A 15721-nucleotide genomic window follows, 5' to 3' on the forward strand; every position below is an offset into this window, starting at 1 on the left:
GGTGCTAGGCCGTGCCGGTCCCCTCCGGGCGCACCAGGGCGCCGTGGAATCCGCGGATGTGCCGCTCCACCAGGTCGGCGGCCGCGGCCCCGTCGCCGGCCCGCAGCAGCCGCAGCAGCTCCGCGTGCTCGGCGTCGAGCCCCTGGGCCGTCGACGACCAGTCCGCCGAGGCCTCCTCCGCCCGGAGGATCAGGCCGCGCACGGACTCCCGTACGGCGGAGGTCAGCGTCGAGACGAGGTTGTTGCCCGAACTGCGGGCGATCAGCACGTGGAAGGCGGTGTCCAGCTCGTTGTAGGCGGCGGCGTCCGATCCCGCCTCGCGCATCCGGGCGAGCAGCGTCTGCGCCTCGGCCAGGTCCTCTTCGGACGCGCGGCGGGCGGCGGCCTCGAAGCTCGAGCGCTCCAGCACGACGCGGGCCTCGAGCACGTTCTCGAGGTCGTAACTGCCCAGGGCCAGATGGAGCCGCAGCACCCGGCCGAGGGCGTCGTCGGGATTCCGCACGATCCGTGCGCCCGTGTCCGGGCCGCGCCCCACGTTCGCGACCAGCACCCCGATGGCCTCCATCACCCGCAGCGCTTCGCGCAGCGCGGACCGGCTGACCCCGAGTGCCGACGCCAGCTCCCGCTCCGGCGGCAGCCGGTCGCCCGCCCTGAGCTCACCCGCGAGCACCCGCTGCTCGATGCTCTCCAGCACCAGCTCGTGCGTGCGCGACCGGCGCACGGGTTGCCACTGGGCCGTCACCGGCGCCTCCCCGTCTCGAACACACGGAGCATGGCCTGCATGCCCGCCCGGGTCATCGTAACTGTGGTCCGATCAATGCGCGGACCGTCGGGGGCGACACCGGAGACCGGAGGTGCTCTCATGCGCCCGGCGGAAGCCCGGCCCGGTCAGCCGTCCGTCTCCTCGCCGAGGGCGAGCAGCCCCTGCCCGACCACGGCGTCCAGCGACAGGGTGCGGTAGCCGACCGTGTCGAACAGGACGGTGATCCGGTCCTCCTCCTCGCTCATCACCAGGCCCTCGCCCCACTCGCGGTGGCGCACCCGTGCCCCGGCGCGGAACCGGCCCGCGTCCGGTCGCGGCCCCTCTCCGGCGCGGGGCACAGGCCGTTCGGGCAGGCCGCGTGCCCCGCGCTCCTCGTACCGCTCCGGCCCACGGCCGTCGCCGCCCCGCGTCCGCTCCCGTTCCTCCCCGGCCGCCGGGCAGTTGTCGCAGTTGCCGCAGGGCGGTTCGTACTCCTCGCCGAAGTAGCCCAGCAGGAAACGGCGGCGGCAGCCGGCGGTCTCGGCGTAGCCGCGCATCATCTCCACCCTCGACCGCTCCAGCCTGTGCCGCGCCTCGGCCAGCTCCGCCGCGCGGCCGACGGCCTCCCGGGGGCCGAGCTCCCCGGCGGGCGCCAGCTCGCCGCCGGGGGTGACGGCCACCGCCCCGGCCTCCTCCAGGAGGCTGACGGCGGCGGTGAGGCGGCTGGCGGACAACCCGGTCCGCTCGCGCACCCGCGCCACGGGCAGCGGGGCGCCGCGGCCGCGCACCGCCTCGGCGACGTCGGTCAGCGTCCCGGTGTCGGTGTGCCCCGAGGAGAAGAACTTCTGCAGCCCCAGGTCCTCGGGCCGGTAGTGCAGCACGGCCAGTGCCGGGGCGCCGTCGCGGCCGGCCCGGCCGATCTCCTGGTAGTAGGCGTCCGGCGAGCCCGGCACGGAGGCGTGCAGCACGAACCGCACGTCCGGCTTGTCGATGCCCATTCCGAAGGCGGAGGTGGCGACCACCACGTCCAGCCCGCCGCCGAGGAACGCCTCGTGGGCGCGGGAGCGCTCGGCCGGCCGCAGGCCCGCGTGGTAGGCGAGGGCCGACAGGCCGAGCTCCGCCAGCTGCCCGGCGTACTCCTCCGCCTCCCGGCGCGTGGCGGTGTAGACGATGCCCGGCTTGGGCTCGGTGGCGGCCCGCTCCACCACGGCCCGGCGCTTGTCCGCCCCGTCCAGGAAACCGCGCACCTCCAGGCGGAGGTTGGGACGGTCGAAGCCGGCGACGATCCGGGCGGGGCGCTCCATGCCCAGGCGCTCGGTGATCTCCTCGCGCACGGGAGGGGCGGCGGTGGCGGTCAGAGCGAGGACGGTGGGACGGCCCAGCCGCCGCGCCACGTGCCCCAGGCGGAGGTAGTCCGGCCGGAAGTCGTGGCCCCAGGAGGAGACGCACTGGGCCTCGTCGACCACGAACAGCGAGGGCCCGGTCCGTGCCAGCCGCTCCACCACCTCGTCCTTGGCCAGCTGCTCGGGGGAGAGGAGCAGATACTCCGCGTCCCCCTCGCGCACGGCCCGCCAGGCCTCGGCCGTCTCGCCCGTGCCCTGGGCGGAGTTGACCGCGACGGCCTTCGGGGCGTCCGGCGCCCCGCCTCCCGACAGCCCCTCGATCTGGTCCCGCTGGAGCGCGATGAGGGGGGAGACCACCACGGTGGGACCGGGCAGCAGCACCGCGGGCACCTGGTAGACGGCGGACTTCCCCGCGCCGGTGGGCATCACCACCAGCGTGTCCCGGCCGCGCAGCACCTGCTCCATGGCCTCGGCCTGGCCGGGGCGCAGCTCGCTCCAGCCGAATACCTCCGCGGCGACACGCTCCAGCCCGGCCCGGGCGCTGTCCTCCGCGTAGGTGGCCGCACCGCGGCCGGACCCGGTGGCGTCGTGCACGGCCTGCTCTCCTCTCGTACGCACGGGGCCGGGTGTGCGGAACGGCGCCCCGGCGCTCCGGCGGACGCGGCGGTGGCTCAGCGGGAGGCCCCGGCCAGCGCCCCGGCCCCGCGTTCCGGGCCGGGTTCCAGGTGGTAGACCGCGAAGGCGCGCCGGATGACCGGCTGGGCGACGTTGCGCACCCGCACCCCGCCGCTGGTCAGGCCGTGCTCGGTGCCCGCGTGGGCGTGCCCGTGGACGGCCAGGTCGGCGCCCGCCTCGTCCACCGCCTCGGCCAGCAGATAGCTGCCCAGGAAGGGGTAGATCTCCAGCGGCTCGCCGGCGAGGGTGTCGGGCACGGGGGAGAAGTGCGTCAGGGCGATCCGTACGGCGCACCCCCGCCGGTCCAGCTCCTCCAGCGAGGCCCGCAGGCCGTCCGCGCAGCGGCGGGTGTAGCGGATGAACTCCTTCATGACCGGCTCGCCGAACTCGCCGCCGCTGCGCCCGGCGAACCCTCCGCCGAAACCCTTGGTCCCCGCGACGCCGACACCGGTGCCGTCCACGTCCACGACCGTCCCCTCGCCCTCCAGGACGGTCACGCCCGCGTCCCGCAGCACGGCGGTGACCTCCTCGGGGCGCTCGTCCTGGTGGTCGTGGTTGCCCAGCACGGCGATCACCGGCACCCGCAGGCCCGTGACCTCCTCGGCGACGACACTCATCTCCTCGGGCGTGCCGTGGCGGGTCAGGTCCCCGGCGAGCAGCAGCAGGTCGGCGCAGTCGGGCAGGGTCTCAAAAGCGGGGCGCAGCACTCCGCCGCTGTCCGGTCCCATGTGGATGTCACCCACGGCTGCGATGCGGATCATGCCAGCTCCTCAGGACGGTCGGGGGCGGTGGGGTCGGCCACGACGATGTCGGTCCGCACCGGTGTGCCGCCCAGTTCCTCCTTCGCGACGCGCACGACGGTGTCGCGGCACTCGGCGGTGGGGACGGTGCCGCTGACGACCACCGCGCCGCCGTGGGACTCGATGCGCATGCCGAGTTCGGCGACCTCCTCGCGCACGAGCCTCTCCTGCAGGTGGGCGATGCGGTACTCGGTGTTGTCCGCGCCGCTTCCCCGGTCGCCCCGGCCGGTGTCAGGGTCCGTCATGGCCGTCCTCCGCGGTCGTCGTCCTCCGGTGAGATGACCTGCAGACGTTCCAGCAGGTAGAGAAAGGCGTCCGGCATCGGCGCCGCGCCGCACTCGCGCCGCACCCGGGACCAGTCGACCTTCTCGCGCAGGGCCCGCGCGATCGGCAGCACGGCACCGAAGTCGCAGTGGTGCTCGGTGAAGGCGTTCAGCAGGCTGGCGAGCAGGTCGGTCACCGACAGCACGGGCATGCGGACCGACTCCACGGGCAGTTCCCCCGCCCGCCCCAGCAGTTCGCGGGTCACCGGCTGCCGTGCCAGCTCGAAGATCAGATCGATGTCCTGGCCCATGCACCGGGCCTTGAGCAGCCAGTCCTCCGGCGGGGTGTACACCTCCAGCCCGGCGTCGCGAAGCGTGGCGGCCACCGCGTCGGCGTCCTCGGGCAGGACGCAGAAGTCGGCGTCGTGCTGGAGGTTCCCCGGGCCGCCGTGGGCGTAGACGGCGACGCTGCCCGCCAGGGCGAAGGGATGCCCCGCGCCCTTCAGCAGGGAGGCCACCTGCTTGGTGGCCTCCAGAATGGCCTGGGTGAGGTTCGGGGGCAGCTCATCGAGTCCCGCGTCGGCCTCCGGCCCCTGCCGGCCGTCCTGCCGGCCGCCCTGTCCGCCGCCTGGCCCGGTCGCCGGGCGCGGGGCGGTCGGCGCGTTCCGCTCGGCCGGTGCCGCCTCGCCCGGATACTCGGTCACAGTCACTCCGCTCTCCAGGTCGTCTCGTCGTTCCCCACCGCCGTGACACCGCGCCGCCGTCCCGGTGGACCGCCGGGGTCGCGGTCGGCGGGCGCGAGGTGCCGGCCCGGCCTCCTCGGCCGTACGGCCGAGGAGGGGCCGGAGGCTTCCACGAGAGGACCGGTACCCGCCGTCGTCCGTTCGATACCGGCCGATACCGGGCGCACCGGGGCGGACGGGCGGGGCGGACGGACCGGCGGGCGGGTGCGACGCGGCGTCCGCGGGCGCGCCCGCCTCTTCCGGAACGGCCCCAACTCCCTGCCATGCGGCGGAAGTTTCGGGGAACACCTCATCTGACGGAGTCTCCCGCCGCCGACGGAGGTGCACGCAGATGGTCCGCCCCGACAGGTCCAAGTCCTCCCCGAGATGGATCGCCCCGCTCCTCGTGGTGGTCCTCCTGCTGGCCGGAGCGCTGCTGGCCGGGCAGCTCCGCCTCCTGCCCGAACTGGGGAACCCGTTCGCCACCGAGACCGAGGACCGCACCGGCCCCGCGGTGCTGAAGTCCCTCAGGGACATGAGCCGTTACGAGGGCGCCTCCGGTACCTTCCAGGTCGTCGTCGACCTGGACAAGGACGCGAAGTTCCTGCCGGACGCGGTACGCGGCAGCCGGACGCTGTTCGTCGGCACGGGCAGCGTCGGCGCGTACGTGGACCTCGGCGGTCTCGGTGAGGAGGCCGTCACGGTCACCGACGACCGCAGGGGCGCCGCGGTACGGCTGCCGCACGCCCGGCTGGAGAAGCCCTCGCTGGACGCCGAGCGCTCGTACGCCGTCACCAAGGAACGCGGCCTGCTCGACCGGCTCGGCGACCTCTTCTCCGACAATCCGGGCGACGAGCGGGAGGTCCACCGGCTCGCGGTCGAGCACATCGGCGAGGCCGCGAAGGAGAGCGGACTGGCGAAGCGGGCCGAGGCGAACACCGAGGACATGCTGGAGAACCTGCTGCGTTCCCTGGGGTTCGAGCAGGTCTCGGTGACCTTCGGAGAGGAAGGGGGCGGGCGCGGCTGAACGCGGGTGCCGGTGTGCCCCGTCCGGCACGGGGCGGTCGCGGGAGGCCGCCCGGCCGGGGAGCCTTCCGCCGTTCCCTCCGGGAAGCTGCCCCGCTATCGTACCGACCGGCTGGTAGGTGGCACCCGCCCGGCGGGCCCCGCACGGCCCGGCGACGGGCGGCGTACCGCCCGACGGCCGCGGAAGCCGACCGCCCCGGCCCCGGCCGGGCCCCGCCGAGGAGGAACACATGCCGCGTGCCCTGTCCAACGGGATGGAACTGGAGTACGACACCTTCGGCGACCCGGAGGGGCCGGTGCTGCTGCTCATCATGGGGCTCGGCGCCCAGATGACCGCCTGGCACCCGGAATTCCGCGGGATGCTCGCCGACCGGGGCTTCCGCGTCGTCCGCTACGACAACCGCGACTGCGGTCTGTCCACATTCCTGGACGGCTGCCCGCCCCCGGACTTCCGGGCCGTCCTGGCGGGCGACACCTCCACCGCTCCCTACCGCATCGCCGACATGGCCCGGGACGCCGCGGGCCTGCTCGACGTCCTGGAGGTCGAGGCCGCACACATCGCCGGAGCCTCGATGGGCGGCATGATCGCCCAGCAGTTCGCGATCGACCACCCGTCGCGGGTACGCTCGCTGTGCTCGATCATGTCCACCACCGGGGACCGCTCCGTCGGCCGGGGCACTCCCGAGGCGCTGGCCGCGCTGGCGGCACCACCGCCCCGCGACCGGCGGGAGGCGGGGGAGCGGGGCGTGCGCTCGTTCTCCGTCATCGGATCGCCCGGCTACCCGGCCGACCCCGGGGAACTGCGCGAGCGTGCCGAGGCCGCCTACGACCGCTCCCCCCGGTCCGACGGCTTCGCGCGCCAGTACGCCGCGATCCTGGCCTCGCCCGACCGCACACCGCACCTGCGGACCGTCACCGCTCCGGCGCTGGTCGTCCACGGCGCCGACGACCCCCTCGTCGACCGCGCCGGCGGCGAGGCGACGGCAGCCGCGATCCCCGGCGCCGAACTCCTGATGGTCCCCGGCATGGGACACGACCTGCCCGAACAGCTCTGGCCGCTCCTCGCCGACGCCATCGCCCGCAACGCCGCCCGCGCGGATGACCGCGTCACCGCCCCCGGTGCTCCCGCCTCTTGCGGCACCGCCTCCCCGGGCTCCGCGGCGGGCGGCCCCGGGCACGGCGGCTGAAGCCCCTCACGGCCCCCTGTGCGCGGGAGCTGTGCCTGGAGTGCCCCGGGGACGGGGAGAAGTGGGTGACCGAGCCCCGGAAGCCGATCACACCGGCCCGGCCCCGTACGACGACGTCGTCCGCTCCCGCCCCGCCACAGGGGCGGGAGAAGGCACCGGCACGCCGCGCGAGCCGGTCACGGCCAGGACGTCTCGCTGCGCGGCACCACGACCACCTCGGGTATCACGCTGCCCTCGGGGACCGCCAGCGCGCACATGACCGCGTCCGCCACGATGTCGGGGCTCTGCAGCTTGGAGGTGTCCGCGTCGGGGAAGCGTTCCGTCACGAACGGGGTCTCCATACCCCCCGCGACCACCCCGGTGACCCCGATGCCGGCGCAGTCGCGCTGCGCCTCCTTGAAGAGGGTGTGGGTGAAGGCGCGCAGCCCCGACTTGCCGGCCGAGTACGGGCCGGCCTCGGTCCAGGTGCGGTTGGACGCGGTGGACAGGATGTTGACGATGTGTCCGCCGCCGCGGGCGACCATGCGCCGGTAGGTCTCCAGGCACATGTACATCGGCCCCAGCAGGTTGGTGGAGACCACCCGGGTGACCTCCTCGGCGGACAGGTGCTCGATCGGCTTGGAGACGTCCACGGCCGCGTTGTTGACCAGGACGTCCAGTGGCCAGGACGCCTCGTCCAGCCCCCGGAAGGCCACCCCGACAGCCTCCGGGTCGCGGACGTCCACCTCCATGAAGCGGACGTCCGCGCCCTCCTCCTCGCTGAGCCGGGCGCAGAACTTCTCGCCCTCCCCGCGGCGTACGTCCACCACCCGCACAGCGGCCTCGGCCCGTGCGAGACGCCGGGTGATGGACGCGCCCAGACCGCGGGCGCCGCCCGTCACCAGTGCGTTCCTGCCCTCCAGGTCCAGCCGTACCGCTTCGCCCACGGTGCTGCCTCCTCACTCGGCCGCTGCGGCCGCTGCGGCGTCCGCGCCGGGTGCCCTTCCGGCAGAGGGCCGAAACGGGGGACGGGCGTCCGGCGGCGGACGGAAACCGCCCGTTTCACCCGTACGGAGCACCGCCGGGCCGGACCGCCGCGCGGCGGGGCGACGCCGGCGACGAGCTGCCGCACCTCCTGGCCTGGACGCTCGCCTGGACGGGGCCGGACGAGGAGGTGCCCACCGACGGCACGGTGCCCGGACCGGGGGTGCTCAGCGGGGGGCGAGGCGCGCCGGCCGCCCGAACAGGGGGAACAGCCGCGTGGTGTCCAGGAAGGAGTTGAGCGCGGTGATCCGGCCGCCGGACACCTCGACGACCTGCAACGCCCAGGGGGAGAAGCCGCCGTCCGGATCCGGCCGGTACTGCCCGAAAGCCCGGCAGCCGTTCGCCGTGACCGGTACCAGGCGTGACCCCCGGCAGCCCGCGCCGTGCCCGGTGAGCCACGCCCGTATCTCGTCCCGGCCGCGCAGCCACAGCTCGTAGGGCGGCATCGACAGTGTCGCGTCGTCGTGCAGCACAGCGGTGAGGGCGTCGAGGTCGTAGGACTCGAAGGCGCTGACGTAGCGGGCGAGGAGAGCGCGCTGCTCCTCGTCCATCGGATCCGTGCTCCCGCCGGCGGTGATCTCGGCGGAGGCGAGCGTGGCGCGGGCGCGCTGGAGCGCGCTGTTGACCGACGCGACCGTGGTGTCCAGCAGCTCGGCGACCTCGCTCGCCCGCCAGGCGAGCACCTCGCGCAGGATCAGTACCGCACGCTGCCGGGGCGGCAGATGCTGGAGGGCCGCGATGAAGGCCAGCCGGACCGATTCCCGCGTCACGGCCGTCTCGGCCGGATCGCCGCCGGGCAGGATCCGGCCGCTCGGCATCGGCTCTATCCAGGTGGTCTCCGGGAGGGTTGGTCCGGGCGGATTCTCCGCTCCCGAGGGGGACGACAGGTCCATGGGGCGGGCGCGTCGCCCGCTGCCCCCGAGCATGTCCAGGCACACGTTGGTGGCGATGCGGTACAGCCACGACCGCAGTGAGGAACGGCCCTCGAAACGCTCCAGGGCGCGCCAGGCGCGCACCATCGTCTCCTGTACGGCGTCCTCCGCCTCGAAGGCCGAGCCCAGCATCCGGTAGCAGTAGCCCGTCAGCTCCACCCGGTGCCGTTCCAGCCGCAGCTCCGCCTGCTCCGGCTGAGCGGACTCGCGCGCGGCCGCGCCCTTCGTGCTGCCCGCCGTCGCGACGTCACTCATCGAGACTCCCTGTGACCCTTGCCCCTCGTCCGGGCCCTCCGCCCGGCGGCGGGGGAGCGGAACACTCACGGACCGGCCCGCCGAGGTTTTGGCCGACCGCTTCCCAGCAAACCACCGGCCACTGACAATCGCGCCCCGACGCGGCCCGGGTGCGCTCACACCTCCGCCCGGTCGGTGTCGGGACCGCGGCGGCGACGGCGGCCGCGGGGCAGCCGGAAACGGCGCTTGAGCTCGTACAGCACCGGGTGCCGGTCCCGCTCCTCGCGGGTGTAGCGGTCCAGCTCCTCCGCCAGGCGCGTCGAGCGCTTCTCCACGTCCAGCTCGTCCAGCACCCGGTCGAACTCCGACAGCAGGGCCCCCAGCAGGTGCCACTGGCGCGGGTGCTCCTGGACGCGGGCGAGCAGCAGGTGCGCGACCCGCTCGCGCCCGGCGCGCCCGGCCTCCATCTCGGCCGCCAGCCGGTCCTCCGCCTCCTCGGAACTGGCGCTGTCGGTGCTGGTGACCAGGACGGCGAAGCTCTGCACAGCTCTGGCGACGTTGCCGAACAGCTCCTCCACGGCCTCGGCCACCTCGTGCGGGAACAGCGGCTCCTCCTCGCGCGCCCTGGCGAGGTCGGTGAGGGTCCGCGACATCGCGCGTATCACGGTGGTGCAGATCTCCAGGGTGTCCAGGCCCGTCCGCAGCACGACCCGGGACAGCAGCGCCTCCTTGACCCGGGGGTTCAGGCGCAGGCTCTCCTCGGCCTGTACGAGCGCGGCGTCGACCTGTGCGATGTCGTTGTCCAGCCGCCGGGCCTCGTGGAGCCGGGCGGCCGCCCGGTGCACCGGCGTCGGGACGCCCAGCTGCTCGCCCATGCGCAGCAGCAGCCGCCGCATCCGGTCGGCCAGGTCCACCAGTGCCTCCTCGGCGGGCTGCACCCACACCGGAGGCACGAACAGGAAGTTGAACAGCAGGCCGACCGCGGCGCCGATCAGGGTCTCCAGCACCCGGCTCAGCGCCAGGTCCGTGGCGTGGGACACCCCGAGCACCAGCATGGCGCTGATGGCCACCTCGGGGATGAAGACGCCGGCCCGCACCAGGTGCCCGACGGCCAGGGAGGTGAGGATCAGCAGGCCCAGACTCCACCAGCTCAGGCCCACCAGGACGCTGAAACCGACGGCGACCGTGACCCCGGTCACCACGGCGTTGACCCGGGTGATGCCGCTGGTGATCGTGGCGTAGAGGGTGACCTGGACGACCAGCAGCGCGGTCAGCGGGGCCAGCAGCGGGGCCCGGGCGTCGGTCAGCCAGAGGGCGGCGGAGTAGGCGAGCGTCGCGGCCGCCGTGGAGCGCAGGGCCTGGACGACCACCGGCTCCCTGCGCCGCCGCACCAGCTCGATCACGGGTTCGGGAACTTCAGGCACACTACGGCCCTTCCCGTCCGGGAAAGATCGATACCGGCTCTCCTCCCACCGTCCCACCCGGCTGTCCCTCCCACCGTCCCCCCGCGGTCCATGGCCGTGCCCCCGGCCGCCCGTCGCATCCCGCCCACCCGGGCGGAGTACGCCCGCCCGGCGGTGCGGAATGTCTGGGAAAGCGGGAACCGGGTAACCGGCAGTTCCGCGGCCCTGGCGTACGCGGGTGCGCGGTGCCGGCGCGGGCAGGGCGGGACACCGCGGCCGGCCGGGCGAGGAGGCGGTGAAGGGCAGTGGGACCAGCAGGGACGGAGGGGCGATGAGCGGGGCCGACCGGACGCGGGAGCCCGGTGTCCTGCGCGCGGTCTTCGACAGCCTGGGCGCGGGCGTCTACGCCACGGACGCCACGGGCCGCCTGATCGCAGCCAACCCCCGGGCCGAGCGGATGGTGGCGCGGCCGGCGGCGGAGATGCTGGGCCGCGACATGCACGACCTGCTGCACCGCGACGCGGACGGTGCGGAGATCCCCAGGGAGAGCTGCCGGATGTTCGCGGTCCTCGCCGACGGCCGCCCGCGTGAGGGGGGCGACGAGTACCTGCTGCGGGGTGACGGCACCACCATCCCGGTCATCTGGTCGGCCGCCCCGCTGGAGCTGTTGGGGGAACCGGCCGGACTGGTCCTCGCCTTCCACGACTTCAGCGTGCGCAGGGCCGCCGAGCGGCAGACGGCCGCCTACCTGGAGGCGCTGGAGGCCCTGACCGCCCGGCTGACCCTGGTGTCGGAGGTCTCCTCCGTCCTCATCTCCAGCCTGGACATCCCCCAGGTGCTCCGGAAGCTGGGCCGGATGCTGGTGCCGGACCTGGCCGACTGGACGGCGGTGGACGTGTTCACCGGGCAGCCGGAGGAGGTACGGCGCATCGCCGTGCACAGTGCCGCGGACCCGGCAGCGGCCGGTGAACTGGAGGGACCTCTGCCGCCGCCGGCGGCGGAGTCCGCGGGCGCGGGCCCGGTGCGCGCCCTGCGCGACGCCGAGACGGTCCTGCTGGACGCCGGGGACCTCGCGCGCGAACCCGACACGCCGCTCACGGTGGCCCATCGGCGGCTGTTCGACCGGTTCGGCGGGCACAGCGCCGTGGTGGTGCCGCTGCACAGCCGCCGCCAGGTCTTCGGCGCCTTCACCGCGGCGCGCACCGGCGACTCGCCCCCGTACACCGAGGACGAGGCGATGATGCTCGCGGACATCGGCCGCCGGGCCGGGCTGGCCATGGACAACGCCCGCCTCTTCGACCAGCAGAGGCATGTCGCCGAGACCATGCAGCGCCAGCTGCTGACCCCGCTGCCCCAGGTCGACCATCTGCGGATGGCCGCCCGCTACCGGCCCGCCCAGGTGGCGGCCGAGATCGGCGGGGACTGGTACGACGCCTTCCTGCTGGAGGACGGCGTCACCACGATGGTCATCGGGGACGTGGTGGGCCACGACCTCAGGGCCGCCGCCCACATGGCCGAGGTCCGCAACATGCTGCGCGCCCTGGCCTGGGACCGCATGGAGCCGCCCAGCGTGATCATGCGCCGTCTGGACGAGGCGATGACCAACACCAGCGACGCCCCCATGGCCACCGTCGTCTTCGCCCGGATCGAGGGCCGTGAGGGCGGGCCCTGGCGGCTGCACTGGGTCAACGCCGGGCACCCCCCGCCGCTGCTGGTCGCGCCCGGTGGCGGCACCCGCTTCCTGGAAGCCGGCCACGGCCCCCTGCTGGGCATGAGCGCGACCCTGAACCTGGGGCTGCACTGGCCCGACGCCCACGAGGAGCTGCCGCCGGAGGCGACGGTGGTGTTCTACACCGACGGCCTGGTGGAGAGCCGCACCAGGCCGATCGACACCGGCATGGAGCTGCTGTGCCGCCACGCCTCCGCCCTGGCCCGCCACGATCTGGAGGAGTTCTGCGACGAGCTGCTGGAGCGCATGGACCCCCGCGGCGACGATGTCGCCCTGTTGGCCCTGCGGCTGCCGCGGTACGGGGAAGGGGGCCCCGGAGACCTCACCCCGCCGCCGTCGCGCGGCGAACCGGCGCACAGCCCGGCGGACCCCTCCAGGTCGGCCCCGGGGGCCGAGGCGCTGGGCGCGGACGAGGTCTTCACGCAGGCGCCCCACGGAACCGACCGGCCGCCGCTGCCCTGAGGATCCCGGAACCCTCCGCCGTACGCCGGCCGCCCGCCCCCCGGAGGGAAGACGCCCCCGGGTGCGCATTTCCGCCGCAGCCCGGGGTACCGCGTGGCACGGCACGCACGGCCGGGAGCAGGCAGGGAGAGGAAGCGCATGGACCGGATCGCCGACATCTGGGGACCCCGCACGCCGCACGCCGGAGGGACGGTGTGGCCCGCCCGGGTCGACCGCCGTCTGGAGGAGGGGGTGGCGGAGGAGGACGTCGAGCGCTGGGTGCGCTCCGCCTGTGTGCTGTGCAGCAACGGCTGCGGCTGCGAGATCGCCGTCAGGGGCGGGCGCATGGTCGGGGTGCGCGGGGTGGCGACCGACGTGGTCAACCACGGTCGGCTGGGTCCCAAGGGTCTGTACGGGAGCTGGCCCTGGGCGAACAGCGCGGACCGGCTCACCCGGCCCCTGGTGCGCGAGAACGGCCGCCTGGCCGAGACCGACTGGGAGACCGCGATGGGCCGGATCGCCGGGGTCTCCCGGCGGCTGCTGGCTGAGAAGGGCCCGCTGTCCCACGGCTTCCACACCTCCGGCCAGCTCTTCCTGGAGGAGTACTACACCCTGGCCGTGATCGGGAAGGCCGGTCTGGGAACCCCCCACATGGACGGCAACACCAGGCTGTGCACGGCCACCAGTGCCGCCGCCCTCAAGGAGTCCTTCGGCACCGACGGGCAGCCCGGCTCCTACACCGACGTCGAGCACTGCGACGCGCTCTTCCTCTTCGGCCACAACATGCCCGAGACCCAGACGGTGCTGTGGACAAGGGTGCTGGACCGCACCCGCGCCGACGACCCGCCGAAGGTGGTGTGCGTGGACCCGCGCCGCACCAAGGTCGCCGAGGAGGCCGAGCGCACCGGCGGCGTCCACCTCGCGCCCCGGGTCGGCACCAACATGGCCCTGATGAACGGCCTGACCCGGGAACTCTTCGCGAACGGCCGGGTGGACGAGGAGTGGGTGGGGCGCCACACCCTGGGCGTGGAGGAGCTGCGCGAGACGGTGGAGTCCTGCACGCCCGAGGAGACCGCCCGGATCTGCGGCGTGGACGCCGGCGACGTACGGCGCGCGGCACGGATCTTCGGGGAGAGCGAGCGGGTGCTGTCCACCGTGCTGCAGGGCTTCTACCAGTCGCACCAGGCCACCGCCGCCGCCGTGGCCGTGCACAACCTGCATCTGCTGCGCGGCATGATCGGCCGCCCGGGCGCCGGTGTCCTCCAGATGAACGGCCAGCCCACCGCCCAGAACACCCGTGAGTGCGGCGCCGACGGCGATCTGCCCGGCTTCCGCAACTGGGGCAACCCCGCGCACGTCCGCGAGCTGGCGGAGCTGTGGAACGTCGACGAGATGACGATCCCGCACTGGGCCCCGCCCACCCACGCCATGCAGATCTTCCGCCACGCCGAGCAGGGTTCCATCGGACTGCTGTGGATCTCGGCCACCAACCCGGCCGTCTCCATGCCCGAGTCGTCCCGCGTCCGCAGGATCCTCGGCGGCGAGAAGTGCTTCACGGTCGTCCAGGACCTCTTCCTCACCGAGACCGCGGAGCTGGCGGACGTGGTGCTGCCCGCGGCCGGCTGGGGCGAGAAGACCGGCTGCTACACCAACGCGGGCCGCGTCGTGCACCTGTCCGACAAGGCCGTCGAGCCGCCCGGCGAGGCCAGGAGCGACCTGGACATCTTCCTGATGTACGCCGACGCCATGGACTTCCGCGACTCCGGCGGCGCCCCGCTGCTCAAGTGGCGCACCCCCGAGGAGGCGTTCGACGCCTGGCGCGAGTGCAGCCGCGGCCGTCCCTGCGACTACAGCGGCCTGTCCTACGAAAAGCTGCGCGGCCCCACCGGCATCCCCTGGCCCTGCGACGAGGAGCACCCCGACGGCACCGACCGGCTCTACGCGGACGGCGTGTTCAACACCGACCCCGGATACTGCGAGAGCTACGGCCACGACCTGCTCACCGGCGGCACGGTGACCCCCACCGAGTACCGGGCCGAGGCACCTGCCGGACGTGCCTTCCTCAAGGGCGCGGCCTACGTGCCGCCCCACGAGGAACCCGGTGAGGAGTACCCGCTGCTGTACACCACCGGGCGCACCGCCTACCACTTCCACACCCGCACCAAGACCGGCCGCTCCCGCGAGCTGAACCGGGCCGCGCCCGACGCCTGGGTGGAGCTGTCCGTCCCCGACGCGCGGCGGCTGGGGATCGCCGAGGGCGACCGGGTGCGGGTGGAGTCGCCGCGCGGGGCGATCGAGGTACGCGCCCGGATCGGGCATGTGCGGGAGGGCACGGTGTTCGCGCCCTTCCACTACGGCCGCTGGGACCCGGACGAGGCGGCGTCCGACGGCGCGCCCCGGCAGGCCAACGAACTGACCATGACCATCTGGGACCCGGTCTCCAAGCAGCCGTACTTCAAGACGGCCGCCTGCCGGGTGGTGAAGGCCGCCGGCGGCGACGGCCCCGCCCCCGCGCCCACCACGACCGCCTCCGAGCCGGCCGGCGCTCCCGTGCCGCCCACCCGGGGCGGGCCGGAGGCGGACACCTCCGCCGAGTCCGCCGCCACCCCCGACTACCCGGGCGACCCCGCCGCCGCCCCCGAGTACCCCGGCCACATCGCCGAGGTCGCCGCCCCGGGGAGGTCCTGATGTCCCACCTGGCCGTCTACGTGGGCCTGCTCCACCGCAGCGAGCGGACCCTCGCCGAGGCCCTGCGCACCGTGGGGGAGGGGCATGCCGCGGAGGCCGACGTGTACCACGTCTGCGACACCCTGGCCAGGATGAGCGAGGAGCACGTCCGCCGCCTGACCCCCGTCGCCCGCCGCTACGGCGAGCAGGCCGCCGGCGAGGACGTCGAGGAGCCCGAGCGGCTGCACGCCGACGGGCTCGCCGGGGTGCGGGAGGGGCCCGTCGGGCTGCTGCGCGACCTTCAGGACCTGTACGTGCTGGGCGCCCTCGTCCAGACGACCTGGACGGCCGTCGCCCAGGCGGCCCAGGGGGCGCGCGACCGCGAGCTGCTGGAACTCGCCCACCACTGCGAGGGCGAGACGGGCCGCCAGTTGTCCTGGCTCAACACCCGGCTGAGGGCGGCGGCCCCGCAGGCGCTGCTGGTCGCGGGCTGACCGCGAGCCGGCCCGGCCCGACCGCGCCCCGGCGCCGCAC

The 15721-nt window shown here is 74.6% G+C and carries 13 protein-coding genes; 5 read left to right on the forward strand and 8 right to left on the reverse strand.

The annotated features are described in order from the left end of the window. Window positions 1-4: 4 nt before the first annotated feature. From ACGRHY_RS23895 to ACGRHY_RS23915, 5 genes are all read right to left on the reverse strand, one after another. Complete coding sequence (locus ACGRHY_RS23895) at window positions 5-742, reverse strand: FadR/GntR family transcriptional regulator (protein ID WP_394637365.1); 738 nt, start codon at window positions 740-742, stop codon at window positions 5-7. 146 nt (window positions 743-888) lie between these two features. Beyond that, window positions 889-2679 carry a RecQ family ATP-dependent DNA helicase gene (locus tag ACGRHY_RS23900; protein WP_394637366.1) on the reverse strand — a complete coding sequence of 597 codons (1791 nt, stop codon included), beginning with the start codon at window positions 2677-2679 and terminating at the stop codon, window positions 889-891. Window positions 2680-2756: 77 nt separating this feature from the next. Then, window positions 2757-3521: a metallophosphoesterase family protein gene (locus ACGRHY_RS23905; protein ID WP_394637367.1), complete on the reverse strand. Its 765-nt coding sequence runs from the start codon at window positions 3519-3521 to the stop codon at window positions 2757-2759. Continuing rightward, the gene (locus ACGRHY_RS23910; RefSeq protein ID WP_394637368.1) at window positions 3518-3805 is read right to left on the reverse strand and encodes a BON domain-containing protein; all 288 of its coding nucleotides are present in this window, start codon (window positions 3803-3805) and stop codon (window positions 3518-3520) included. The genes ACGRHY_RS23905 and ACGRHY_RS23910 overlap by 4 nt, the downstream gene beginning before the upstream one ends. Then, window positions 3802-4527 carry a hypothetical protein gene (locus ACGRHY_RS23915; protein WP_394638178.1) on the reverse strand — a complete coding sequence of 242 codons (726 nt, stop codon included), beginning with the start codon at window positions 4525-4527 and terminating at the stop codon, window positions 3802-3804. Before ACGRHY_RS23915 ends, ACGRHY_RS23910 begins: the two co-directional genes overlap by 4 nt. A 370-nt stretch (window positions 4528-4897) precedes the next feature. Here ACGRHY_RS23915 and ACGRHY_RS23920 point away from each other — a divergent pair, with 370 nt between their 5' ends. Then, on the forward strand, window positions 4898-5572 hold the full coding sequence (locus ACGRHY_RS23920; protein WP_394637369.1) for a DUF4230 domain-containing protein: 675 nt from the start codon (window positions 4898-4900) through the stop codon (window positions 5570-5572). 229 nt (window positions 5573-5801) lie between these two features. Further along, a complete protein-coding gene (locus tag ACGRHY_RS23925; protein ID WP_394637370.1) occupies window positions 5802-6758 on the forward strand; it encodes an alpha/beta fold hydrolase in 957 nt (318 codons plus the stop codon). Between the two features lie 176 nt (window positions 6759-6934). Here ACGRHY_RS23925 and ACGRHY_RS23930 read toward each other — a convergent pair whose 3' ends face one another. The 3 genes from ACGRHY_RS23930 to ACGRHY_RS23940 all read right to left on the reverse strand — a co-directional run bounded on the left by ACGRHY_RS23930 (window position 6935) and on the right by ACGRHY_RS23940 (window position 10371). Further along, on the reverse strand, window positions 6935-7684 hold the full coding sequence (locus ACGRHY_RS23930; RefSeq protein WP_394637371.1) for an SDR family oxidoreductase: 750 nt from the start codon (window positions 7682-7684) through the stop codon (window positions 6935-6937). 264 nt (window positions 7685-7948) lie between these two features. Next, window positions 7949-8968, reverse strand: a complete 1020-nt coding sequence (locus ACGRHY_RS23935) for a sigma-70 family RNA polymerase sigma factor (RefSeq protein WP_394637372.1) — start codon at window positions 8966-8968, stop codon at window positions 7949-7951. Between the two features lie 155 nt (window positions 8969-9123). After that, entirely contained in the window at window positions 9124-10371 is a 1248-nt protein-coding gene (locus ACGRHY_RS23940) for an FUSC family protein (RefSeq protein ID WP_394637373.1), read from the reverse strand. Window positions 10372-10681: 310 nt separating this feature from the next. Between ACGRHY_RS23940 and ACGRHY_RS23945 the strand changes: the two genes are divergently transcribed. The 3 genes from ACGRHY_RS23945 to ACGRHY_RS23955 all read left to right on the forward strand — a co-directional run bounded on the left by ACGRHY_RS23945 (window position 10682) and on the right by ACGRHY_RS23955 (window position 15681). Continuing rightward, window positions 10682-12541: a SpoIIE family protein phosphatase gene (locus tag ACGRHY_RS23945; protein WP_394637374.1), complete on the forward strand. Its 1860-nt coding sequence runs from the start codon at window positions 10682-10684 to the stop codon at window positions 12539-12541. Between the two features lie 138 nt (window positions 12542-12679). Further along, on the forward strand, window positions 12680-15208 hold the full coding sequence (locus ACGRHY_RS23950; RefSeq protein WP_394637375.1) for a molybdopterin oxidoreductase family protein: 2529 nt from the start codon (window positions 12680-12682) through the stop codon (window positions 15206-15208). Further along, entirely contained in the window at window positions 15208-15681 is a 474-nt protein-coding gene (locus ACGRHY_RS23955) for a hypothetical protein (protein ID WP_394637376.1), read from the forward strand. The genes ACGRHY_RS23950 and ACGRHY_RS23955 overlap by 1 nt, the downstream gene beginning before the upstream one ends. The last annotated feature ends 40 nt before the right edge of the window (window positions 15682-15721 follow it).

The organism is Streptomyces shinuiensis, from assembly GCF_043660855.1.
Classification (GTDB): domain Bacteria; phylum Actinomycetota; class Actinomycetes; order Streptomycetales; family Streptomycetaceae; genus Streptomyces.